At 44.1% G+C, this 23074-nt stretch carries 18 protein-coding genes; 12 read left to right on the top strand and 6 right to left on the bottom strand.

Going from position 1 to position 23074, the window contains the following annotated elements:
- The first annotated feature begins 148 nt into the window (after positions 1–148).
- Positions 149–2131: a methyl-accepting chemotaxis protein gene (locus tag QZZ55_RS10530; RefSeq protein WP_293267285.1), complete on the top strand. Its 1983-nt coding sequence runs from the start codon at positions 149–151 to the stop codon at positions 2129–2131.
- 32 nt (positions 2132–2163) lie between these two features.
- On the opposite strand, the gene QZZ55_RS10525 is transcribed toward QZZ55_RS10530, so the two are convergent.
- The gene (locus tag QZZ55_RS10525; protein WP_293267284.1) at positions 2164–3471 is read right to left on the bottom strand and encodes a glycosyltransferase; all 1308 of its coding nucleotides are present in this window, start codon (positions 3469–3471) and stop codon (positions 2164–2166) included.
- A gap of 263 nt (positions 3472–3734) precedes the next feature.
- Between QZZ55_RS10525 and QZZ55_RS10520 the strand changes: the two genes are divergently transcribed.
- From QZZ55_RS10520 to QZZ55_RS10485, 8 genes are all read left to right on the top strand, one after another.
- Complete coding sequence (locus QZZ55_RS10520; protein ID WP_293267283.1) at positions 3735–5528, top strand: acyl-CoA dehydrogenase C-terminal domain-containing protein; 1794 nt, start codon at positions 3735–3737, stop codon at positions 5526–5528.
- Between the two features lie 44 nt (positions 5529–5572).
- Complete coding sequence (locus QZZ55_RS10515; RefSeq protein ID WP_366512312.1) at positions 5573–6046, top strand: SCP2 sterol-binding domain-containing protein; 474 nt, start codon at positions 5573–5575, stop codon at positions 6044–6046.
- A gap of 140 nt (positions 6047–6186) precedes the next feature.
- Positions 6187–7857 carry an AMP-binding protein gene (locus QZZ55_RS10510; RefSeq protein WP_293267282.1) on the top strand — a complete coding sequence of 557 codons (1671 nt, stop codon included), beginning with the start codon at positions 6187–6189 and terminating at the stop codon, positions 7855–7857.
- A 9-nt stretch (positions 7858–7866) separates the two neighbouring features.
- Entirely contained in the window at positions 7867–8421 is a 555-nt protein-coding gene (locus QZZ55_RS10505) for a DUF2889 domain-containing protein (RefSeq protein ID WP_293267281.1), read from the top strand.
- 18 nt (positions 8422–8439) lie between these two features.
- Positions 8440–9462 carry a nitronate monooxygenase family protein gene (locus tag QZZ55_RS10500; protein WP_293267280.1) on the top strand — a complete coding sequence of 341 codons (1023 nt, stop codon included), beginning with the start codon at positions 8440–8442 and terminating at the stop codon, positions 9460–9462.
- A gap of 13 nt (positions 9463–9475) precedes the next feature.
- Positions 9476–10234, top strand: coding sequence for an enoyl-CoA hydratase-related protein (locus QZZ55_RS10495; RefSeq protein WP_293267279.1), 759 nt, complete (start codon positions 9476–9478; stop codon positions 10232–10234).
- A 275-nt stretch (positions 10235–10509) separates the two neighbouring features.
- Positions 10510–11262, top strand: coding sequence for an electron transfer flavoprotein subunit beta/FixA family protein (locus QZZ55_RS10490; RefSeq protein WP_293267278.1), 753 nt, complete (start codon positions 10510–10512; stop codon positions 11260–11262).
- A complete protein-coding gene (locus QZZ55_RS10485; RefSeq protein ID WP_293267277.1) occupies positions 11259–12188 on the top strand; it encodes an FAD-binding protein in 930 nt (309 codons plus the stop codon). Before QZZ55_RS10490 ends, QZZ55_RS10485 begins: the two co-directional genes overlap by 4 nt.
- Before the next feature lie 59 nt (positions 12189–12247).
- Here QZZ55_RS10485 and QZZ55_RS10480 read toward each other — a convergent pair whose 3' ends face one another.
- Complete coding sequence (locus tag QZZ55_RS10480) at positions 12248–13858, bottom strand: methyl-accepting chemotaxis protein (RefSeq protein WP_293267276.1); 1611 nt, start codon at positions 13856–13858, stop codon at positions 12248–12250.
- Between the two features lie 472 nt (positions 13859–14330).
- On the opposite strand from QZZ55_RS10480, the gene fadB reads away from it, so the two are divergent.
- The 3 genes from fadB (at position 14331) to QZZ55_RS10465 (ending at position 19569) form a co-directional block, all read left to right on the top strand.
- Complete coding sequence (gene fadB, locus QZZ55_RS10475) at positions 14331–16487, top strand: fatty acid oxidation complex subunit alpha FadB (RefSeq protein WP_293267275.1); 2157 nt, start codon at positions 14331–14333, stop codon at positions 16485–16487.
- A 2-nt stretch (positions 16488–16489) separates the two neighbouring features.
- Entirely contained in the window at positions 16490–17668 is a 1179-nt protein-coding gene (gene fadA, locus QZZ55_RS10470) for an acetyl-CoA C-acyltransferase FadA (protein ID WP_293267274.1), read from the top strand.
- 212 nt (positions 17669–17880) lie between these two features.
- Complete coding sequence (locus QZZ55_RS10465) at positions 17881–19569, top strand: methyl-accepting chemotaxis protein (RefSeq protein ID WP_293267273.1); 1689 nt, start codon at positions 17881–17883, stop codon at positions 19567–19569.
- A gap of 60 nt (positions 19570–19629) precedes the next feature.
- On the opposite strand, the gene ald is transcribed toward QZZ55_RS10465, so the two are convergent.
- The 4 genes from ald to QZZ55_RS10445 all read right to left on the bottom strand — a co-directional run.
- Positions 19630–20745: an alanine dehydrogenase gene (gene ald / locus QZZ55_RS10460; protein ID WP_293267272.1), complete on the bottom strand. Its 1116-nt coding sequence runs from the start codon at positions 20743–20745 to the stop codon at positions 19630–19632.
- Between the two features lie 222 nt (positions 20746–20967).
- Positions 20968–21288 carry an AzlD domain-containing protein gene (locus QZZ55_RS10455; protein WP_293267271.1) on the bottom strand — a complete coding sequence of 107 codons (321 nt, stop codon included), beginning with the start codon at positions 21286–21288 and terminating at the stop codon, positions 20968–20970.
- Positions 21285–22049: an AzlC family ABC transporter permease gene (locus QZZ55_RS10450; RefSeq protein WP_293267270.1), complete on the bottom strand. Its 765-nt coding sequence runs from the start codon at positions 22047–22049 to the stop codon at positions 21285–21287. Before QZZ55_RS10450 ends, QZZ55_RS10455 begins: the two co-directional genes overlap by 4 nt.
- A gap of 16 nt (positions 22050–22065) precedes the next feature.
- The coding region (locus tag QZZ55_RS10445; RefSeq protein ID WP_366512311.1) for a bifunctional helix-turn-helix transcriptional regulator/GNAT family N-acetyltransferase at positions 22066–23074 on the bottom strand (1009 nt) is incomplete at its 5' end.

Genomic DNA, 23074 nt, shown 5'->3' with positions numbered 1-23074 from the left:
GGATCCAGATTTATATTTTATATAAGGTTTGTTGTAATACTCCAAAATGAGCACTACTTTTAGACTAAGAAAAAAATAATAATAACCAAGAAGAGATGCCTCCCTTAATTTATTAATAGACTGTGGCTCTTCGTTTGCAGGTAATCACATGTTTTTGAAAGTTACTCACCGAATTGCTCTGGGGTTTGCTCTTCTTGTCATTTTTATAATGATTTTGGGAGGTGGCGGTCTGTGGGGAACAGAAAACATCAATGCTCGTTTACACCAAATTTCAGACCGCTCGTTGCCTATTTCCAATGGAAGCTTCAGGCAGTCAATGGCCTTACAAGAAGCCAATATTGCATTGCTTAGCGTGCTAACAAATAGCGATGCTGCCCCAGCACAACGCTTGGTGCATAAGAAAGCACTTGAGCAACAAATGGCACTGTTTAGTTCAGAGCAACAAGAGTTAGAGCCCCTCTTAGAAGGTGATGCTGAATTGTTTTCGTTGCTTCAGGAAACCGGAAAAATAAAAGACTCTTTTGTTGTGGCTGCAGCCGGTGTGATGGCTCTTCATGAAGATAGCTTGAATTTGCTAACACGCTCCAGACAAAAAGAAAGTCGCTTTCAGCGGCAAATGGATACATTGAATACATGGGGGCAGCAGTACTTGTCGAAGAGCGGAGGTGGAGGCTCTGAGGCGCGGCAATTCATGCGCAGTGCTAATGCTCATAAATCACAGGTGATAAACTTTAAACAGAGTAATGATTTCAATACTCTCAATGCTAAGTTAAAGCAAAGCAAAGGTGCATTAGGGGCTAGTTTAGATGCGCTTGTAAAAGCAGACGCTAAAGCCGGTCGAATTAAAATTTTAGTTAAAGATTTGATCGCTCAATTATACAGTGACAAAGGCGTTGTGCAGTTGTATCGAGAGTTAGATCAAATTAATAACCTTCGAGAGGAGCAACTGTTACAGGTTAACCAGTTGTTAAAACAGGCTCGCCAATCTGCTGATAAGTTCAGTCGTCTTACACAAGAGCGTTCAGATACTCAGCGGCTTGAAGCCGACCAGACAAGCTCGCTTAGTCAGCGAATTATTATAGCGCTATTGGTTGGCGCAACGATTATTGCAATCGTTATTAGTGGTTTAGTTGTTCGTTCTATTTCTCGGCCTTTGCAGCAAATGCTGACAAAGCTATCTGCTGTTGCAGAAGGGGATATGCGTATTGTTTTCGATCACAATAATCGTGATGAGTTTGGTCAGTTAGGCAGTGCCCTAAATGAGGTAGTAGAACGGTTGTCAGAATTGTTATCACGGATTCGAAACGCTTCTCAGCAATTGACTGGTGTTGCAGAAAAAAATGCAGTCATCAGTAACCAAACAACCTCATCGATGGCAGAACAGAGCTTGCAGTTGGAAAGTACATCATCTGCAGCAACACAGTTGGAATCAACGGTCACTGAGGTGGCTAATCATGCGTGTGCAACTTTAGAGGCTGTACAAGAGTGTGAGCGTTTGAGTACGGATGCAGAGCGTTGTGTGCAACAAACGTTGGCAAGTATTGAGCAGCAATCTCACGATATTAAAGAAGCAGTTAAACAAAGTGATCAACTTGATAAGTACAGCCAGCAGATAGGTAGTATTTTGGTTACGATTGGGGCGATTGCTGAACAGACTAACTTACTGGCTTTGAATGCCGCTATTGAAGCTGCGAGGGCGGGTGATCAGGGGCGAGGTTTTGCTGTTGTCGCTGATGAAGTTCGAAGTTTAGCTAGCAGAACACAAAATTCCACTCAAGAGATTCAGGATATGGTGGTGAATATGCAGCGCAGCACTCAGCAAGTTGTGCAGGTAATGCATCACAGTGTAGGTCAATCACAGCAATGCGTGCTGCATGCTGGAACATCTCAAACGGCTCTGCAGAATATGAACAGTTCAATCGCTAATATTCGTGAAATGAGTACTCAGATATCTGAGGCGACAGGTCAACAAAATGAAGCGGTAGAAGAAGTGAGCCGAACATTGGTGACTATCAATGAGGCCGCTGCCGAAATAGCTTCAGGGGCCGAGAACGTTGCTTCTAGTAGTCAGAGTTTACTCAGAATTTCTCAAGAACAGACGCAGTTAATAAGCCAATTTAAAACGGCTTAAGTCTTGCTGTAAATATTGATGCGTGGCTGTTATCAATTACTAGGCTCTGCTTGTACGGCTTGGGTTGAAGCTAATGTGCTTTTAACCTCAATCCACTGTGCCATATATTGAGTACTTTTGTGATGATGGTGGAGCAGCATTTGGCCAGTAAAGTTGTTTAGCCGGTGTTGCTCTAAAGTCTCCGCATTCAGTAATGACTCGATACGAGTCATTAGGTTTGACTGAATGTCTTCTTTGCAAAAGTGATCCGTTAGTATTTTGTAACCATGTGCTTGTGCTGTCTGCCACTGCTGAGTATCCGTGTATAACTCAATGGCCGCTTCAGCAAATGCTATTGGTGTATTCGCTACACTTCCGCTCCAGCCTTCTTGTGAGTTAGTTATGCCTTCTGTTCCTATCAGTGTGGTTACTGAGGGGGTGCCGTTTCTCATGGCATCAATGAGTTTTCCTTTGATGCCTGCACCAAAGCGTAGCGGAGCTAATAGCACTCTTGCTTGACCAATTACATGGTGCGCATCTTCTGCCCAGCCTTTCACTAAAAATCCATCTTTTTCATTATGTAACGCGGTGGCCTTGGGGGGGGGGTATGCGCCGTATATATGCAGCTCGGCTTTAGGTAGTTGTTGTCGAATTAGTGGCCAGAGTTGTTGCTTTAGCCATAATACTGCATCCCAATTAGGGGCATGACGGAAATTGCCAATGCTTATAAAGTGCTGGCGCTCATTAAAAGGGGTGGGTCTAGGCTGTGTTGTTGGTATTAGAAATGGACAGAGAATTAATAAGTTAGCGGGTAAACCGAAATATTGAGAGAGCAAATTGACTTCATAGTCAGAAACCATCATGGTTAAATCAGACCTATAAATAGCAGCAACTTCGCGTTTGCATTGATCTTGTTGAGCCATTTTGTTGTACAGCGTTGAAGGTAACGAGAGTTGTGATAAATTGAATTGATTGTCACGCAACTGTTGTTTTATTAATTGATGGCGTGCTTCTCTCAGACTGTGTAAGTCTTCTGTGTCGAGTATGCGTAATGCATTTGGGCAATGTTTTTCAACACGCCAGCCAAATTGTTCTTCCATCATGAAGCGGTCGAATAAGACTATATTAGGTTGTAGATCTGTCACCCAGTTATCAAAACGTGATGAGTTGAGCTCTATCGACACTTCTTCTACACCGAGTGAGGAGAGGTTGGCTCGGTGTTCACTAAATGCTGCTGGGCTAGCAAAAGTAACATGCCAGTGTTGAGATAAAAAAAGTTCGATGAACGATAACATGTGATAGCCCGCTGCTGATGAGCGCGGCTCGGGCCAGACATAACCGATAATAAGTAGTTTCTTCATGAGGCTATTTTAAACTAATTAGTAAGATGTCAGTCATAATAAAAGGAATTTGATTGAATTATTTTGTTATATTTTTGCAGTGCACAATGCTCGTGTCTATGGCGGTTTTGAAGCGGATGAAACTATTTGTTAGTGATATTGGCACCTTTTGTTATTGGTGAGTGATGTGTTTTCGTCCATTCTTACTGAAATTAAGTAATTCATGTTTGCCTATTACACCGAGATATCCGGGCGCATAAAAAATAAGAACAGAGGAATTGAGCATGCCAGAATATAAAGCACCTATACGTGAAATACAGTTCGTGATGAATGAAGTGCTTGAATCTGAAAAGCACTATGCCAGTTTGCCTGGCTGCGAAGAAGCAACACCGGATATGATCAGCGCAATTATTGAAGAAGGGGCTAAATTCTCTGAGCGCGTGTTGTCACCGTTAAATCAAGTGGGCGATCAAGAAGGCTGTCAGTTCAGTGATGGAGAAGTCACAACGCCTACAGGCTTTAAAGAAGCTTACCAGCAATACGTCGAGGGGGGATGGCCATCATTAGCTCATGACCCTGCGCATGGTGGGCAAGGGTTACCGGAATCGATTGGTACCGTAATTAGTGAAATGGTAGGTACTGCTAATTGGTCATGGGGTATGTATCCAGGTCTTAGTCATGGGGCCATGAATACATTGCATGAACATGGTACCGATGAGCAAAAAGAGGTTTATCTGACAAAGCTTGTCAGTGGTGAGTGGACAGGTACTATGTGCTTGACTGAGCCTCATTGTGGGACTGATTTAGGGTTGTTGCGTACTAAGGCAGAGCCTCAAGCAGATGGTAGCTACAAAGTATCAGGTACTAAAATCTTCATCTCTGCCGGTGAGCATGATATGGCAGACAATATTATTCATATCGTATTGGCGCGCCTACCTGATGCGCCTGCAGGAACTAAAGGTATCTCTCTCTTTATTGTTCCTAAGTTTACGCCTGAAAGCGAAGGTGTTGGTGCGCGTAACGGTGTTGCTTGTGGTTCGCTAGAACATAAAATGGGAATTCATGGTAACTCTACATGTGTCATGAATTTTGATGAGGCTACCGGTTACCTTATAGGGCCTGCGAATAAAGGCCTTAACTGCATGTTTACCTTTATGAATACCGCGCGCTTGGGTACTGCATTACAGGGTTTAGCGCATGCTGAATGGGGCTTTCAAAATTCACTTCCTTATGCAAAAGATCGTTTGCAGATGCGTTCCTTGACGGGTAAAAAGAATCCTGAAGGTGCTGCCGATCCTATTATAGTGCATCCAGCGGTGCGTAATATGCTCTTGACGCAAAAAGCGTTTGCTGAAGGTGGGCGAGGGCTGATCTATTTTTGTGCCCAGCTCGTTGATAAAACAAAGCTTGCTGATACCGAAGCAAAGGAAGAAGCAGATGGTCTGCTTGCTTTCCTCACACCCATCGCTAAAGCATTTTTGACCGAAGTAGGTTTTGAATCTGCCAATCACGGGGTGCAAGTATACGGTGGTCATGGCTTTATTTCAGAATGGGGCATGGAGCAAAATGTTCGTGATGCTCGTATCTCTATGCTGTATGAGGGTACGACACAAATTCAAGCATTGGACCTGCTAGGCCGTAAGGTGCTGATGACCCAGGGTGAGTCATTAAAAGGTTTTACAAAAATGATTCACACTTTCTGTAAAGAAAATGCAGATAATGAAGCGATGAAGCCTTTTGTTGAGCCGTTAGTTACGCTTAACAAAGAATGGGGTGAGCTGACCATGAAAATTGGGATGAAAGCGATGCAAGACCGTGAAGAGGTTGGAGCAGCCGCTGTAGATTACTTGATGTATTCAGGTTATGTGACATTGGCATATTTTTGGGCACGTATGGCTTATAAAGCACAAGAGTCGCTGGACCAAGGAACAGAAGAAGAGGCTTTTTATAAAGCAAAATTAATAACGGCTCGCTTCTACTATGCACGTTTGTTGCCGCGTACCCGTTCGCATGCAGAAATTATGCTGTCGGGAGCAGAAAGTTTGATGGCAATGGATGAAGAGCACTTTATCTTTTAATACCAGCTAATTATTAAACGGCTAATTAGAAGAGTGAAAACGTAGTGAGAATTTTAAAATATCGTGCGGGCCGCTGGTTGGCTAAGCAGTTAGTGAGTCTCAACGCAAAACGTTACAGAAATAGTAAACAGAGTGCTCAGGTATCAAGCACTCAAACCAATAATCCTAATATTTTGAATAATCTAGTAGAGGGCATAGGTATGTCAGATCTGAAATCAATTTTTGAAGAGATGAAGAATCGTTTTAACAGCAGCGCTGCCGCAGGTTTGGATGTTGTATTTCAATACCAGATTGATGATGGCGAGCCGTATCATGTGACGGTTGTTGATGATAGCTGTGTCATTGCTCAGGGTGAGCATGATGAGCCATCAGTAACATTATCGATGGACACAGAAACGCTACAAGAAGTTGTCTCTGGGGAGACCGATGGGATGCAGGCATTTATGACGGGTCGTATTCGTGCAGATGGCGATATTATGCTTGCAACACGTCTGACAGCACTTTTTCCGGTGGCATAAAACGTAAAGATGAGCGAGGCTATGGATAGATTGCATAGCCTGCTAGGGCATTGCTAATGTAAATCAACTCTATTTGTGAAAATACAGTGGTGATCGGAAGTGATTCCGCCTACCAATAACAATAAGATCAGGGGCAACTAATGGACAATGCACGAGGGACTTGGATTCCTGCTGAACTCAATCCGCAAGGTTACAACACGATACTCGATGTGGTGGCCAGTGTGTGTCAGCGTTACGCCGAGCGTCCTGCTTTTACTAGCTTTGGACGAACGCTTACGTATGCAGAGATGGATACATTGGCGGATGCTTTTGCTGTTTACCTTCAGGAAGAGACCGACCTCAAACCAGGTGATCGGCTTGCCATTCAGCTACCTAATCTTATTCAATACCCTATTGTCTTGTTCGGGGCATTACGTGCGGGTTTAGTCGTCGTTAATACTAACCCTCTCTATACACCACGTGAACTTGAGCATCAGTTTAATGATTCGGGTGCTAAAGCGTTGGTAATCCACGCCAGCATGGCGCACAACGCTGAAAAGATTATTGATAAAACACAAATTAAACATGTGTTTGTCACTCAGGTAGGCGACTTGCATGGTTTCATTAAGCGTACGCTATTAAATAAAGCAATTAAGTACATTAAAAAAATGGAGCCTGATTATAATCTGCCGATGGAAATCTCTTTGCGAGCCGCTTTATTGAGTCGCATCGGAAAAAAACCGCAGGTGGTTAGCGTACAAAAAGAAGATGTTGCTGTTCTCCAATACACTGGTGGAACCACCGGTGTATCTAAAGGGGCTGTGTTAACGCACGCCAACCTGGTTTCCAATATGTTGCAAGGTCGTGAGCTGATCAGCCAAGCTGATAGCAGCTGGTCTGATACTTCTATTGCCCCTTTGCCGTTGTACCATATATATGCATTTACACTTTCTCAGATTGTTATGGAGGCGGGTGGTCACAGTATATTGATTGCCAACCCAAGGGATATTCCGGGCTTTGTTAAGGAGATGAAGCGTTGGAAGCTCACAAGCTTTATGGGGCTTAACACTCTTTTTGTGGCCCTTTGTAATAACGAGGATTTTAAAACACTCAGCTTTGATCATCTGAAAGTGACTATTTCGGGTGGTATGGCACTGACAAAAGCGGCAGCAGACCAATGGAAAAGCGTGACTTCTTGCGACATTATGGAGGGTTATGGGTTAACTGAAACTTCACCTGCTGTTGCAATAAACCCACCGGGGAAAGTAAGTATTGGAACAATCGGCTGGCCTCTAAAAGAAACTGATGTGCGTATTGTTGATAAAAAGGGCGCTGAAGCAGCTGTTGGTGAGGCTGGTGAGCTATGTGTTAAAGGCCCTCAAGTCATGAAAGGGTATTGGCAACGAGAGAAGGAAACTCAAGCTTGCTTCACGGATGATGGCTACCTGATTACAGGAGATGTTGCTGTTTGTGAAGAAGATGGTCGTTTACGCATTGTTGATCGTGCGAAGGACTTAATTATTGTTTCTGGTTTTAATGTCTACCCTAACGAGATAGAAGATGTAGTCACTTCGCATCCTGATGTTCTTGAATGTGCTGCGATTGGTGTTAAAGACGAACGCAGTGGGGAAGTGCCTAAGCTGTTTGTTGTTAAAAGTAATGCTGATCTTACCGAAAAAAATGTGCTGAAGTGGTGTAAAGAAAACTTAACCAATTACAAAGTACCTAAATCGGTTGTGTTTGTTGATGATTTACCGAAATCTAACGTAGGTAAGGTTTTACGTAGGATGCTAAAAGATGATGGAAGCGTTGAGCAGGTGAGCGTTGCCTGAGGGGGTGTTATGCCGTTAAAAAAACCTGTACGTCGCAAGCATGCACACCGCCGTTCTATTTCTTGTAATGCATATGAGCGTGAAGACGGCTTATGGGATGTAGAAGCCCAGATGACGGATATTAAAGCTGAAGTGGTAGACAGCCCTGAACGAGGTGGTTTCGTTTCAGCGGGTGAAGCGTTTCATGACATGACTGTGCGCTTTACGTTAGATCGATCCTTACTTATCCATAATGTCGAAGCTGTTATTGATCAATCTCCTTTCATTATGTGCCCTGGTGCTGCGAGCGTTTTCAAACAACTCGAAGGTACACGAATAAGTTCTGGTTGGCACCGTCAAGCAAAAGACTTGGTTGGTGGTGCAAAAGGCTGTACACATTTGCATGAATTGCTACCTGTTTTGGCGACAACGGCAATCCAAAGTTTGTGGCCGAGCATGGATGATGATGTGATGGATGCTGGTGCTAAAGTGATGCTGAATACTTGCCGGACATGGTCACAAGATAGCGATGTAATTAAGCGTTATTTGCCGGAACACTATATTGAAAAACCCTATAGATCTTAACCTTTCAGGAGAAAGAGTATGAGCCTTCCTGCTTTGTTTCAGGGGCGTTTAACCTTGCCTTTGATCTGCGCTCCGATGTTTTTGGTGTCAGGGCCTGATTTAGTAATAGAGGCATGTAAAGCCGGAGTGGTCGGTACTTTTCCTGCTTTAAACCGACGTACGAGCGAAGAATTCGAATTGTGGTTGGTTGAGATAATAACAACACTTCAGACGTATATAGAAGAAACTGGTAAACAGCCTGCGCCATTTGGCGTTAATTTAATCGTCCATAAAAGTAATCCGCGATTGCAGGCTGATCTTGATATTTGCAAAAAGCATAAAGTACCGTTGATTATCACATCGCTGGGCGCTGTCCCTGATGTTGTTGAAGCAGTACATGAGTATGGCGGTTTGGTTTTTCATGATGTTGCGACGATTCGCCATGCAGAAAAAGCAGCTGAGGCGGGTGTAGATGGTTTGATTGCTGTTTGCGCGGGTGCCGGTGGACATGCAGGGGTGCTGAGCCCTTTTGCGTTTGTAAATGAGATTCGTAAGTTTTACCAAGGTAGCGTTATTTTGTCGGGTTGCCTGTCAACAGGCCGGGATATTGCTACGGCGCAAACGCTTGGCGCAGATGCCGCTTATATGGGTACCCGCTTTATCAACACGCAAGAAAGCCTAGCGGTTACAGAATATAAGCAGATGATTGTCGATAGTAGTGCAAAAGATGTTGTCTATACGCCGGAAATATCAGGTATCCCTGCTAATTTCTTAAAGCCGAGCTTACATCTTGCTGGTTTAAATCCTGACACCGGTAAGCCGCTTGATGCTGAAGAGTCTGAGAGCGCGAAGGCTGGTAAGGAGTTGAACCTTGGAGAAGAATTGACTGCACCGAAAGAAGGGGCAACGGCTTGGAAAAACATATGGTCTGCAGGACAAGGGGTTGGCTCGGTTGGCGATGTGCCTAGCGTAGCTGATTTACTGGTAACGCTTCATGGTGAGTATATTGATGCGACTGTAGACTACGGTCAGCGAAGCCGCGAGTACGCATTTAAAATATAAGGTGAGTTTGAGTATGAGTAAGCATGTTGTACAGCAGCAAGAAGGTGCTGTGTTAGTTTTGCAAATAAATCGTCCTGATAAAAAAAATGCACTGACACTGGATATGTATCAATCATTGATTGATGGCCTGCTGTTAGCCCAGAGAAGTGATGCCATTCGTTGTGTGTTGATATCCGGAACAGAAGGGTGCTTTACATCGGGGAACGATATTCTCGATTTCATGGCGGCGGCTTCTCAGCCAGATAAAGCGGCATTACCCCTTACGTTTTTACAGACTATATCGACCTTTAGTAAACCTTTGATTGCAGCGGTAGCTGGTGATGCTGTAGGTATTGGTACCTCTATGCTTTTGCATTGCGATTTAGTTTATTGTACTAAAGACGCGCGCTTTCAGTTACCGTTTGCTCGTTTAGGTTTAGTACCCGAAGGGGGAACCAGTTTATTGTTACCTCAGCAGTTGGGGCATCGTTTAGCATTTGAGTTACTAGTACTGGGGAACCGTGTTAACGGAATTCGTGCTGCTGAGCTTGGGTTGGTCAATACTGCAGTGGATGACCCGTTCAGTGAAGCCAAAACTGCTGCTGTGCAGCTTTCAAATATGGCACCTCAGGCAGTGAAGCTCAGTAAAAATATGATGAAAAGTCATCAACAAGCACTGCTGCAAACTGTGCTGGTGGATGAGGTTGAGCAATTAGTAGAGCGTTTAGCTTCAGCAGAAGCTAAAGAGGCGTTCAGTGCATTTGTTGAAAAACGCCAACCAAAATTTAACTAATCGGCGGGGTAGTGCATCGGATTCACCTTTGCCACTAATGTTATTTTCAGAGACAGTTATATGAACTTGCTTTACGTTTACGTTAAGGTAATATAAATAACTGCTAAAAGACTAGGTGATTTCCCTTGTATTTATGGGGTGTTTTGCGAGAATAGTTCTAGTCGTCAGTAAAACAAGTTTTTTGGTTATTGTTGCTTGGCGGTTTAGAGTTATTGTTATTAATACGTACGGTCTGGCGTTCAGACCATCAAAAGAACAACAAAAGCGAGGCTTGTATGAAGATACTTGTCGCTGTAAAGCGCGTCATTGATTATAACGTCAAAGTACGTGTTAAAGCGGATAAAACAGATGTGGATCTAGCTAATGTAAAAATGGCAATGAACCCGTTCTGTGAAATTGCAGTTGAAGAAGCAGTTCGTCTTAAAGAAAAAGGTGTAGCTACTGAGATCGTTGTAATCTCTGTGGGTGCTAAACAGTGCCAAGAGCAGATTCGTACAGCTCTAGCGCTAGGCGCTGATCGCGGTATCCACGTAGAGACTGATGCTGCTCCAGACTCTCTAAGTGTTGCTAAATTGATGGCGAAGGTCGTTGAAGAAGAACAACCAGGTTTGGTTATTCTTGGTAAGCAAGCGATTGACTCTGATAACAACCAAACTGGGCAGATGCTTGCAGCCTTGCTGGATCGTCCACAGGCAACCTTTGCTTCTGAAGTCGTCGTTGATGGTGATAAGGTAAGTGTTAAGCGTGAAATCGATGGCGGTTTACAGACGATTGAGTTGGATTTACCAGCGATTGTTACTACTGACCTTCGTTTGAATGAACCGCGTTACGCTTCATTGCCAAACATCATGAAAGCTAAGAAAAAGCCACTGGATGTTAAAACACCAGATGACTTAGGTGTGACTGTTGGTAGCAACATTACATTGGTTTCGGTTGAACCACCTGCTGAACGTAAAGCGGGAATCATAGTGGGCTCTGTTGCTGAGCTGGTCGATAAACTTAAGAATGAAGCGAAGGTAATATCATGAGTATTCTAGTTCTTGCAGAACATGATAACCAGGAGCTGAAACCGGCAACGTTAAACACAGTTGCAGCTGCGGTTAACGTTGGTGGAGACATTGATATTCTGGTAGCAGGAAGTGGTTGCCAGGCTGTCGCTGAACAAGCATCGAAAGTCGCTGGTGTACGCAGTGTGCGTGTTGCAGATAATGCAGCTTATGAGAACCACTTAGCAGAGAACACCAGTAAACTGATGGTGTCTATCGCTGAAGGTTATACCCACATTTTTGCATCTTCTACATCAGATGGTAAAAATATTTTACCTCGTGTAGCTGCATTGCTAGATGTTAATCAGCTATCTGATATTTCAGCAGTTGTTAGTGCTGATACTTTCCAGCGCCCAATTTATGCGGGTAATGCTATCGCTACCGTTAAATCTGCTGATGCTGTCAAAGTAGCTACTGTACGTGGTACGGCGTTTGACCCTGTTTCTGCTGATGGTGGTAGTGCGACAATTGATGCTATCGGTGAAGTGATAGCATCAGAAAACACTCGCTATGTGAGTGCAGAGTTGGCCAAATCTGACCGCCCTGAACTGACGTCTGCCTCGATCGTTGTATCGGGTGGCCGTGGTATGGGTAATGGCGAGAACTTTGAGTTGCTATATAAGCTTGCAGATAAGCTCGGTGCTGCTGTTGGTGCGTCGCGTGCTGCTGTTGATGCTGGGTTTGTACCGAATGACATGCAGGTTGGTCAAACCGGTAAAATGGTTGCTCCAGACCTTTATATTGCTGTTGGTATTTCCGGTGCGATTCAGCATTTGGCCGGCATGAAAGATTCAAAAATCATTGTTGCGATTAACAAAGATGAAGAAGCGCCTATTTTCCAGGTGGCTGATTACGGCCTAGTGGCGGATCTTTTTGATGTGGTTCCTGAATTAGAAGCTGCGTTGTAATCAATTATATTGAGAAAAAGGGCTGCAATTGCAGCCCTTTTTGTTTGTGCTATTTGTACTTAAAGGTTAAAACGCGAAACTAAATTGTTAAGAGCTTCGCTCTTGTTCTCAAGAGATCCAATTGCGCTTTGGTTTTCTTTAACTGCGCCAGATGTTTCCTCTGAAAGGTTAAAGATACGTTGGATGTTAGCGCTGGTTTCGGTCGTTACAGCGGACTGTTGCGATGATGCTTCGGCAATCTGTAAGTTCAAGCTGGAAATGGTGTCCATCTCTTTAGCAATGATTTTAAGTGCCTCTTCGGCTTCAGATATTGAGTTTACAGATTCATTGCTGCGTTCTTTGCTGGAAGACATTACGTTAACCGCTTCTTCTGTACCGGTTTGTAATTCTTCTATCATGTTACGTATTTCGATGGTGCTTTGTTGTGTTCTACCGGCCAGTGTACGAACTTCGTCAGCAACAACAGCAAACCCGCGTCCTTGATCTCCTGCACGTGCTGCCTCGATGGCTGCATTCAATGCTAGCAGGTTAGTTTGCTCTGCAATGTTGCCAATAACACTGATAATTTCACCGATCTGGTCTGATTGGCTTTTTAGTTGGAATATAACATTTGCGCCTTGCTCAACTTCATTGGCCAGTGCCTGCATACTACTGGCTGAACTTGAAAGTGCTTGAACACCATGGGTAAATTCTGTTTGCGCATGCTCTACAGCAGTAACTGCATCGGATGTGTTGTCGGCAACACTATGAGCTGTACTTGCGAGTTCCTCAACAGCGGTTGCTAATTGTTCGGTTTCATTCTTTTGTAGTTCAGTTCTGGCGGCGTTACCTTGAGCGTTGTGATTTATTTGGTTAAGACCATCTTCTAAATCGTTAGATACACCCCGAATATCACCTATCAATGTTGCCATATGGCTCATGAAGGTGTTGAGTTCTTCGGCTAGCTTTGCAAACTCATCATTGCCTTTAACGTCTAGGCGTTTATTGAGGTGAGTATCTCCTGTAGCGAGACCATGTATGGCCTGGTGTAGCTCAGAGAGGCGACTAGCAATAAAACGGTTTAGCCAGAAAACAAGTACTAATCCACCGCATAAGGCCAGCAAGATCACAATAACCATATACAGTGTGCTATTTTCTTGAATGGCTTCAAATTCATTGGTTGTTTTGGTGATAATCAGTTGGTATTGCTCTTCAAGAGTAGTGAACCCCTTAATAGCAGGAGAGTCGGATATTTTGACCGTGCTATCGACTTTTTTGATACTAGCTTTGTCTGCGAATAGTCCCTGTACTTGGTCAGCGGCTTGGCGATAATTTTTTAGCGTCATGGCGATATCATCTAATGCGCTTGCTTCTGTTTTATTAAGCGCAGGAACTGATCTATATTGGGCAATGAGTACTTCAATCGCGTCATAGTTCTTAACAACGCGCGTGTAATATTTAGGTGTTCCGCGTAGTACATAGTTTTTAAAGTTGTGGATTAAAGCGCCATAGCCGGCTTGCTGCCTTATTTGTAAAAGCAGTGTTTGCCTTGCTTGTGCTTGTTGCTGAAGTTTATTCCAACTAGCGTCACTAGAGGATGACATCCAACTTTGGACGAGAAACATCGATGCAAATGCAGCAATGGTACAGATAATTAGTACGAAGAATCTGTGTTTAAGAGTCAGATGCATACTGTGTCCTTAAGGGGTGTTGGAAAGTTATCGAAGTCCTGAAGTTGGCTAAATATAGGTGACGTCGTTAAAAAACGACAGTTTCTATTTGATGTTTTGATGCAAAGAGACTCATAACTTGATGTTGGTCAAGTTTAGTGCAATCTAGCATTGGAAGGAGAGCGTAAGAGCAAGAGTGGATTACTCATGTTTATAAGGTGCGTTATCCACAATTTCTAGAGTGGTTTACGAGTGTTTAATGGCGTTATTAGGAGTGTATATCTTGATAACTAAAAATATTTTGAATCAAATTGTTACTGGAGCAGCAGACTATTCCCTCTATATGGCGGTGCTTACAAGGGGTATGAATTGTATGGTCAGTGATGCTGATTGAAACTGTCATTGTAACAAAGCCACTAATAGCTAGACTAAACAAACTAAGCGACATAAGTCACAAAATAACAGTATATAACCTGACGTATGGAGTCATCCCATGTTAATGGAAGGTCAAGCGATTCGCTTGCAAGCAGTTGAAGAGGGTATTCATGAGGTGGTATTTGACCTCAAAAATGAAGCCGTAAACACTCTCAGTCAACTGGCTATGCAAGAGCTAAGAGAAGCGGTAACCCAGCTACAGCAAACCGACGGCGTAACAGGCGTTATTTTTACCAGCGCGAAAGACAGCTTTATAGTTGGCGCTGATATTACCGAATTTAAGCAGATGTTTGATCATGACGAAGAGACCATTGTAGCGAACTTGATTCGCTTACAGGGCCTATTCAGTGAGATTGAGGATCTACCGTTCCCCACAGTTACTGCGATAAATGGTATCGCGTTAGGTGGTGGCTTTGAATTGTCCTTGGCGACTGATTACCGTGTGATGGGTGATAAAGCTAAAGTGGGCTTGCCAGAGGTCAAATTAGGCATCTACCCTGGATGGGGTGGTACTGTTCGTTTACCTCGTCTGATTGGTATTGATAATGCCAATGAATGGATTTGTGCTGGGGCTGAGAAGCGCCCTGCAGCAGCACTAAAGGATGGTGCTGTGGATGCCGTTGTCGCAACCGATCAGGTACGTGATGCTGCTATCGATCTTGTTAAGCAATGTATTGCCGGTAAGTTTGACTATCAGGCGCGCCGGGACGAGAAAAAGTCTCCGGTTAAACTGAATGCTATCGAGCAAATGATGGCTTTTGAAACGGCTAAAGGTTTGATTGGTGCTAAAGCGGGCCCTCATTACCCTGCGCCGATGCAGGTGCTGAAAACGATTCAGAAATCGTGCACGATGCACCGTGATCAAGCGATGGAAGTCGAAGCTAAGAATTTTGTTAAGCTAGCCAAAAATGCAGTAACTCCGGCTTTGGTTGGTCTGTTTATGAAAGACCAATACGTTAAAAAAGTCAGTAAAAAATATGAAGCTCAGGGTTCGCCCGTTAAACAAGCTGCCGTATTGGGTGCTGGCATTATGGGCGGCGGTGTTGCTTATCAGTCAGCAGTGAAAGGCACGCCTATCTTGATGAAAGATATCAACCTAGGTGCCCTACAACTAGGTTTAGATGAAGCGAACAAGCTATTGGGTAAGCAGCTTAAACGTGGTCGTTTAGATGCTGCGAAAATGGCAAAAACGATTAATCGTATTACGCCTACCTTGAGCTACGGTGATTTCAACCGTGTTGATTTGGTCGTTGAAGCTGTTGTTGAAAATATCAATGTTAAAAGGTCAGTATTGGCTGAAGTTGAAGGGCATATGCCTGAAGATGCAATCCTGACCTCTAATACGTCAACCATTTCTATTACTGAGTTGGCTAAGTCTCTTAAACGTCCTGAAAACTTCTGTGGAATGCATTTCTTTAATCCCGTTGCGCTAATGCCTCTGGTAGAAGTTATTCGTGGTGAAAAGAGTAGCGAAGCCGCTATTGCGCGAACCGTCTCGTATGCCAAAGCGATGGGTAAAACCCCGATAGTAGTGAATGACTGTCCAGGGTTTTTAATTAACCGTATTCTCTTTCCTTACTTTGGTGGTTTTTCAGCCTTGCTAAGCGATGGTGCTGATTTTCGTAAAATCGATAAAGTCATGGAAGGTTTTGGTTGGCCGATGGGGCCTGCTTACCTGCTAGATGTTGTAGGTATTGATACGGCTTATCATGCCGATGCTGTTATGGCGGAAGGCTTTCCTGATCGTATGCAGCACGAAGGTGAGAATGCAATTGACCGGATGTTTACGTTAGAGCGCTTTGGTCAGAAAAACAGTAAAGGCTTCTATCAGTATGAAATGGACCGCAAAGGTAAGCCTAAAAAGCTTGCTGATGAAGAGGTCTTCACGTTATTGGATGGTGTCTTGGGTGATACACGTGATTTCTCAGATGAAGAAATTATCGCTCGTATGATGATCCCACTCTGTATTGAAACAGTGCGTTGTCTGGAAGATGGTATTGTCGCTTCAGCAGCCGAAGCTGATATGGGCTTGATTTATGGTATCGGCTTTCCTCCGTTCCGTGGTGGTGCATTGTACTACCTAGACCAAATGGGATTAGCTGAGTTCTGTGAACTCGCTGAGCAATATAAACACCTTGGCGGGTTGTACCAGCCAACGGAACGTATGAAACAGATGGCTGTTGCTGGCGAAACCTATTTCGGCGGGGAGAAATAATCATGAGTCTGAAACCAAATGACGTAGTGATCGTCGATGGCATCCGTACCCCGATGGGTAAATCTAAAGGTGGTTCTTTTCGTAACGTTCGTGCTGAAGCATTATCTGCTGCTGTTATGAATGGCTTATTGGCGCGAAACCCGAATGTTAACCCTGCAGATATAGAGGATGTAGTTTGGGGGTGTGTTAACCAAACCAAAGAGCAAGGCTTTAACATTGCACGTAATGCTTTGGTGTTAGCTGGTTTGCCGCATACTATTGGTGGGCAAACAATTAACCGCCTATGCGGGTCTTCTATGTCAGCGTTACACAATGCAGCACAATCTATCATGACCGGCAATGGTGATACTTTCATCGTCGGCGGAGTAGAGCATATGGGGCATCTGGATATTCTGCATGGTATTGATATCAATTCAGAAATGTCTAAGCATGTTGCTAAAGCTGCCATGATGATGGGCATTACCGCTGAAATGCTGGGTAAGATGAATGGTATTTCGCGCGAAATGCAGGATCAATTTGGTGCACGTTCACATCGCTTAGCACATGAAGCACGTGAAACAGGGCGCTTTGATAACGAAATCATCCCAATCGAAGGCCACGATGAAAATGGCTTTAAGAGCCTGCTCGAGCAGGATGAAGTCATTCGTCCAGAAACGACATTTGAAGTCTTACAAGGTTTGAAACCTGTTTTTGTTCCTAAAGTGGGTACTGTCACCGCGGGTACTTCATCAGCATTCTCTGATGGCGCATCTGGCATGTTACTGATGTCTGCTGAAAAAGCCCAAGCGCTTGGCTTGAAACCGCGTGCTGTCATTCGCTCGATGGCTGTTGCTGGTTGCGATCCATCTATTATGGGTTATGGACCAGTACCTGCCACTCAGAAAGCATTGAAACGTGCCGGATTAAAGATGGATGATATCGATTATATCGAGCTGAATGAAGCCTTTGCGGCGCAAGGTTTGTCGGTACTAAAAGGTCTGAAGTTAATGGATCGTATGGAAGATAACGTCAACCTGAATGGTGGTGCTATTGCACTAGGGCATCCATTGGGTTGTTCTGGTACGCGCATATCAACTACCTTACTGAATGTGTTGGATCAGAAAGATGGTACGTTGGGCTTAGCCACTATGTGTATCGGTATGGGGCAGGGCGTTGCGACTGTGTTTGAACGTTTGAATTAATGAGTTCTGCTTTGTAAATCAGAAAAAGGCCTTAATTGGCCTTTTTTCGTTGTGTTAGGAATGTGTAAGAATTTAGGTATGTTTTTTAAAAGCTTTACTATCATTAAATATATGGCGATGGTTGAGTGATATGTGGTGGCAGTTCACTGTGAAGCAGTAATTACTCGATAACATCTATTTTTTGATGTGATTTTGTACGAAAGGATAATCGTATGGTTCAAGTATTAAGGGATTTAAGCATAGCTAAAAAAATCAATATTCTCGTTCTGATTCTGATGGTGTTACTCACTTTTACATCATTGTTTGGTGTGGAAAAGGTAAGGAACATTGGTCAAGAAATGATGACCATTTCTGAAGAAGATATGCCTTTAACTGAGTTGATTAGCGATATAACTATTAAGCAATTAGAGAAAACTATCTTAATAGAACGCGCTATGAGAAGTGCAGGTATTGGTATAGGGGATAGTAATGTGAATGCTTTAAAGTCAGAAATATTCACACTAGGAGATAATATAGCCCAAGAGATACTTACTGGAGAGGGTATTATTGGCAAAGCTCAGCAGCACTCTATATCGGCCCAGCAAAGTGAAGAACTCAATAAACTATCGTCTGCATTGATAGCGATAGAAAAAGAGCACCATAAGTATGAAGAAAAAGTTGATCACCTTTTTAAAAGCGTAGAGTCTGGAGTAGCCGCAGATAGTGCCGCTGCTGAGTTGCATGCAGTTGAAAAAGCACAAGAGTCACTTAATCATCATCTGGAAAGTTTATTAATGGGTGTTGAGAAAATGACAGCGCATGCGCTTGAAACTGTTATAGAGGATGAAGAGCAGGCATTACAAGGGATGATAGTTATCAGTCTTGTATCAGTTGTGATAGGCGTCTTATTAGGGAATGTTCTTACCCGCGTAATAACTAAGCCTCTTCGGGAAGCTGTTTCTGCTGCTGAGCGTCTTGCTGAAGGGGATTTGACCGTTACATTAAAGGCTAACTCAACCGATGAAACAGGTCAGTTGTTATTAGCTATGAATGCCATGGCTGAACGACTAAAGAATATGGTTTCCTCTATAAGCGCAGCCTCCGCCCAGTTGACGCATGCGGTTGATGAAGTTGCGGTGGTTAGTCAGCAGACATCAGTTAATGTGCAGTTGCAAAAAGATAAACTCACAATGACGGCTACGGCAATGGAGGAGATGACGGCAACCGTAAGGGAGGTCGCACATAGTACTCAAGACGCTGCTGTATCAGCAACGGTCGCCGACGACGAAGCCAAGCGAGGCGGTGATCTGATGCGCTCAGTAAATGGAAGTATTGAATTATTAGCAACCGATATTTCGAAGGCTAGCGAGGCTATTTCTGGTCTTAATCAGGAGTCTGAAAATGTTGGTGACATCCTTGAAGTGATTACCAGCATTGCTGACCAAACTAACTTACTTGCCTTAAATGCAGCGATAGAAGCTGCTCGTGCAGATGATCACGGCCGTGGTTTTGCAGTGGTAGCGGATGAAGTAAGAACATTAGCCAGTAAAACTCGTGATTCTACAACGATGATTCAAGGGATGATTCAGCGTTTGCAGACTCAAGCAAAAGAGTCGGTGCAGACGATGGAGGTGAGCGCTGAAAATGCTACCAGTACGGTTAGTATGGCCAGCGATGCTGAACATACTCTTTCAGGAATAGCACAAGCCGTGGCAACAATCAGTGATATGAACATGCAAATAGCGAGTGCATCTGAACAACAGAACGTGGTTGCAGATGAAATTAACCATGCTATAGCTGCGGTTAATCAAGTGGGTGAAGAAACTTATGAAGGGTCACAGTTAGTAGCTAAAGCGAATGAAGATTTAGCGGTATTGTCGGCTAGTTTAAGTGAATTGATCCAGCAGTTTAAGGTGGCCTAAAGTGTTTGCAAGGGTATTAATGAAGGCTCGGAAAACGCTAGTTTTCCGAGCCTTTTTTGTCTAGCTTACGGCATCTGCAGGTGCTTGGTATGCATAACCTAATACATCGGCAACGGCTTTATAGGTAATATCGCCGCGATGTACGTTTAAGCCATTTAACAGATGCGCGTCATCTTTTAGTGCTTGCTTATAGCCTTTGTTAGCGAGAGCCTGAACAAACGGCAGTGTTGCGTTAGTTAAGGCAAAAGTAGAGGTGCGTGCTACGCCGCCTGGCATGTTAGCAACACAGTAATGCACAACATCTTCTACAGTGTAGGTTGGCTCTTGATGAGTCGTTGCGTGAGAGGTTTCAAAGCAACCGCCTTGGTCAATAGCTACATCTACTACTACTGCACCGGTTTTCATTTTTTTCAAATGCTCACGTGTTACTAATTTTGGTGCTGCAGCACCCGGTATTAGTACGGCGCCGACCACTAGATCTGCTGCAACAACTTCTTCTTCAATAGATTCAACATTTGAATAAAGCGTTTTCAGCTGAGGACCATATATTTCATCTAACTGCTTGAGGCGAGGAAGAGAGCGATCCAATATAGTAACGTCTGCTCCTAAGCCCATTGCCATGCGTGCAGCGTTAATGCCTACAACACCACCACCAATCACAACAACTTTTGCAGGTGCAACACCTGGTACGCCGCCAAGTAACGTGCCTAGTCCGCCTTGCGCTTTTTCTAATGAATGAGCACCGGCTTGGATTGCCATGCGTCCTGCTACTTCGCTCATTGGCGCAAGTAGAGGCAAGCCACCCTGGCTATCAGTAACCGTTTCGTAAGCAATGGCGACAGCATCAGATTCAACTAATAGTTTTGTTTGCTCTGGGTCTGGCGCAAGATGTAGGTAAGTGAATAAGATCTGGCCAGAACGGAGCATTTTACATTCGCTTGGCTGTGGCTCTTTAACTTTGACGATCATCTCAGCTGTGGCGAAGATTTCTTTGGCTGTATCGATGAGAGTTGCGCCGGCTGCTTCATATAATTCATTAGTCAAGCCAATAGCTGTTCCGCCATCACGCTGCACAATGACTTGATGTCCTGCGGCTACTAACTCGCGTACACCCGCTGGCGTCATGCCAATGCGGTATTCATGGTTTTTGATTTCTTTAGGGACGCCGATAAGCATGTTGAATCTCCAATTATCTGAAATAGTGACCTGAAGCAGCCGCTTTATTATTGTTGGTAAATCTATATTCAGATTAGCATTTGATTTGAAGATAATCTTACTGTTTATTTGTTTATTATCGATAAAAAAAACCAGTTATTTTAAATGAAGTAGTTTTTAAAACTGTTGCGGCGCACAAAATTGGCGTAATTTATGGCTGTAGTTTGTTTGTTTTAGGTTGGGTTAAAATCCTAAACCGAATCGAAAAAAGCTAAAGGCAAGCATCCCTATTACAATAGTTGTTAGCAGGTCTTTGCGAATAAATGCGGTGATGATAGCTACCAATGACGCCAGTAACCACGGGTTGCTAGGGCTTACCCATAGCTGCCCTTGTGGTATCAACACTGCCGGTACAATAATAGCTGTTAATACCGCAGGTGGAACAAACCCAAGCCCTGTGCTTAGCCACGCGGGAAAATGTACGCGTCCTGCAACTGCAAAAAGTACATAACGTACGCTAAACGTCACAATGAACATACCTAGAATTAAAAGTGCTTCATTCATGTGGGTTCCTTATTGCTTTTGCAGTGTTGAATTTTTTGTTGTGCCAATATCAAATGACAAGATAAGCCAACGGAAATCCCCGAAATGGCGGCAAGCAAAAGACCAAGTTTGTGAGGCATTGCTGCTGTTGCAATCGCCATAGCAGCCGCGACAATAACGCAGGCCCACATGGGTTTGCTGGTAAGGTAAGGCACAACCATGCCAATAAAAGTAACTGACATTGCAAAATCTAGTCCCCATTGGGTCATGTCAGGAAAGAGCTCTCCTAGCGCAACGCCTATAGCTGTACACAGAATCCAATTTCCATACATGGCGCAAAACGAGCCTAAGTAGAACCAATGTGCCGTACGGATATCCTCTTGCTGCAGGTAGCGGCTGCTCACCGCAGCGAAAGTTTCATCGGTCAAGCCAAAAGCCATTAATAGTCGCCAGCGCTGAGGGAGGTGGCGTACTTTAGGCACAAGATTTGCCGCGTATAGAATGTGCCTGAGGTTGACCACGAACGTTGTCGCAATAATGATAGGTATCGCAGCGCCTGCAGCGAGTAAACCCAGCACGATAAACTGGCTGGCACCTGCAAACACAATGATAGACATAGCAAGGGCGCCCATGACAGAAAGCCCGCTCGGTTCTGCCAATGTTCCAAAAATAATCCCGAACGGTATGGCTCCCACAATTAAAGGAAAGGTCGCTTTTGCGCCGCCAATAAACTCATGGCGACGTTGCTCTGTAGTTGAGGGGAGCGTTGTTGTTTGTGTCATGATTGTTTGCCATTCATCACAGGGTTAATGTCATGTAGATATCTGACCGAGGGTATATCGATTGCCCGTTAGGATGAGGAACTTCGTGAAAACCAAGGTTGCGATAGAGTCGGATTGCGCGGGTCAGCTTTGTTGCACTTTCTAGGTAGACTTCTGTGGCACCCATTTCCCGCGCTTTGTTTAAGGCGGTGAGTAGTAACTTGCGGCCGATACCGAACCCCTGCAGAGTTGAGCCAACACCCATTTTAGATATTTCAAAGAGGCCGTTACTCTGGTTTGCTAAAGCGACACAACCGACAATCTCTTGGTGACAACGTGCAAACCAGATATAACCACCTTTTGCTAGATAGTAGCTTTCGGGAGTAAATAAGGCGCGTTCATCATGATCTGTGAGTTCTCCATCGAAAAACTCTTGTAGCCATTGCAGGTTAAGTTGGCAAAACTGTTCTTTTAATGATGCGTCCCAACCAATGATTTCTATATCGTGCTCACTGATGCGATGCTGTAAATTGGCGAGCACGGGTTGAACAAACCCTTGTTGTTGGATGCGTTGTTCGAAATCATCGAGTGCGGCTAATAAAGGATGCTGCTGCTCGGCAATGACATGGTCTAAATAGTGCTTTATCTCATGCCAAATAGGAGCGATCTCTGCAACCAGCGCATCACTTTGTGGTGTTAGCGTTAATAGCTGGCGCCGCTCATCTTTTGGGTCGGGTGTTTTACTTATCCAACCCTCGCTAAGCATGTTGCGCGCAATTTTGCTGATCGCTGGATGACTAACGCCTAACTGCTCCGCCGCCTCGGTGACTGCTTGAGCACCCTGTTGATGCAGTAAATTAAACAATGGAAAAAAAGTGGGGTTAAGCTGAATGCCCTGAGTTTGATAAATCTCGACAACATCCTGAATTAGACGATCCGATAGCCTTTTTAAGCGGCTCCCCAGCGATAAGCTGCCAAAGGTTTTCATTAAGTCGGTAGTGGGTGTAGGCATAAAAGGCTCGATTAAGGTGTGGTATGAATGCTTG

This window comes from Neptunomonas sp. (genome assembly GCF_016744175.1).
Lineage (GTDB): Bacteria > Pseudomonadota > Gammaproteobacteria > Pseudomonadales > Balneatricaceae > Neptunomonas.
This window is presented reverse-complemented; position numbering and strand designations above follow the sequence as displayed.

What these genes read in the sequence shown, in the direction of transcription:
- QZZ55_RS10505 (WP_293267281.1), top strand. Translation starts at nt 7,867, where the DNA reads ATGCCGTTAAAAAAACCTGTACGTCGCAAGCATGCACACCGCCGTTCT.
- QZZ55_RS10525 (WP_293267284.1), bottom strand. Translation starts at nt 3,471, where the DNA reads ATGAAGAAACTACTTATTATCGGTTATGTCTGGCCCGAGCCGCGCTCA.
- fadB (WP_293267275.1), top strand. Translation starts at nt 14,331, where the DNA reads ATGTTAATGGAAGGTCAAGCGATTCGCTTGCAAGCAGTTGAAGAGGGT.
- QZZ55_RS10520 (WP_293267283.1), top strand. Translation starts at nt 3,735, where the DNA reads ATGCCAGAATATAAAGCACCTATACGTGAAATACAGTTCGTGATGAAT.
- QZZ55_RS10465 (WP_293267273.1), top strand. Translation starts at nt 17,881, where the DNA reads ATGGTTCAAGTATTAAGGGATTTAAGCATAGCTAAAAAAATCAATATT.
- QZZ55_RS10495 (WP_293267279.1), top strand. Translation starts at nt 9,476, where the DNA reads ATGAGTAAGCATGTTGTACAGCAGCAAGAAGGTGCTGTGTTAGTTTTG.
- QZZ55_RS10500 (WP_293267280.1), top strand. Translation starts at nt 8,440, where the DNA reads ATGAGCCTTCCTGCTTTGTTTCAGGGGCGTTTAACCTTGCCTTTGATC.
- fadA (WP_293267274.1), top strand. Translation starts at nt 16,490, where the DNA reads ATGAGTCTGAAACCAAATGACGTAGTGATCGTCGATGGCATCCGTACC.
- QZZ55_RS10530 (WP_293267285.1), top strand. Translation starts at nt 149, where the DNA reads ATGTTTTTGAAAGTTACTCACCGAATTGCTCTGGGGTTTGCTCTTCTT.
- QZZ55_RS10455 (WP_293267271.1), bottom strand. Translation starts at nt 21,288, where the DNA reads ATGAATGAAGCACTTTTAATTCTAGGTATGTTCATTGTGACGTTTAGC.
- QZZ55_RS10450 (WP_293267270.1), bottom strand. Translation starts at nt 22,049, where the DNA reads ATGACACAAACAACAACGCTCCCCTCAACTACAGAGCAACGTCGCCAT.
- QZZ55_RS10490 (WP_293267278.1), top strand. Translation starts at nt 10,510, where the DNA reads ATGAAGATACTTGTCGCTGTAAAGCGCGTCATTGATTATAACGTCAAA.
- QZZ55_RS10480 (WP_293267276.1), bottom strand. Translation starts at nt 13,858, where the DNA reads ATGCATCTGACTCTTAAACACAGATTCTTCGTACTAATTATCTGTACC.
- ald (WP_293267272.1), bottom strand. Translation starts at nt 20,745, where the DNA reads ATGCTTATCGGCGTCCCTAAAGAAATCAAAAACCATGAATACCGCATT.
- QZZ55_RS10510 (WP_293267282.1), top strand. Translation starts at nt 6,187, where the DNA reads ATGGACAATGCACGAGGGACTTGGATTCCTGCTGAACTCAATCCGCAA.
- QZZ55_RS10485 (WP_293267277.1), top strand. Translation starts at nt 11,259, where the DNA reads ATGAGTATTCTAGTTCTTGCAGAACATGATAACCAGGAGCTGAAACCG.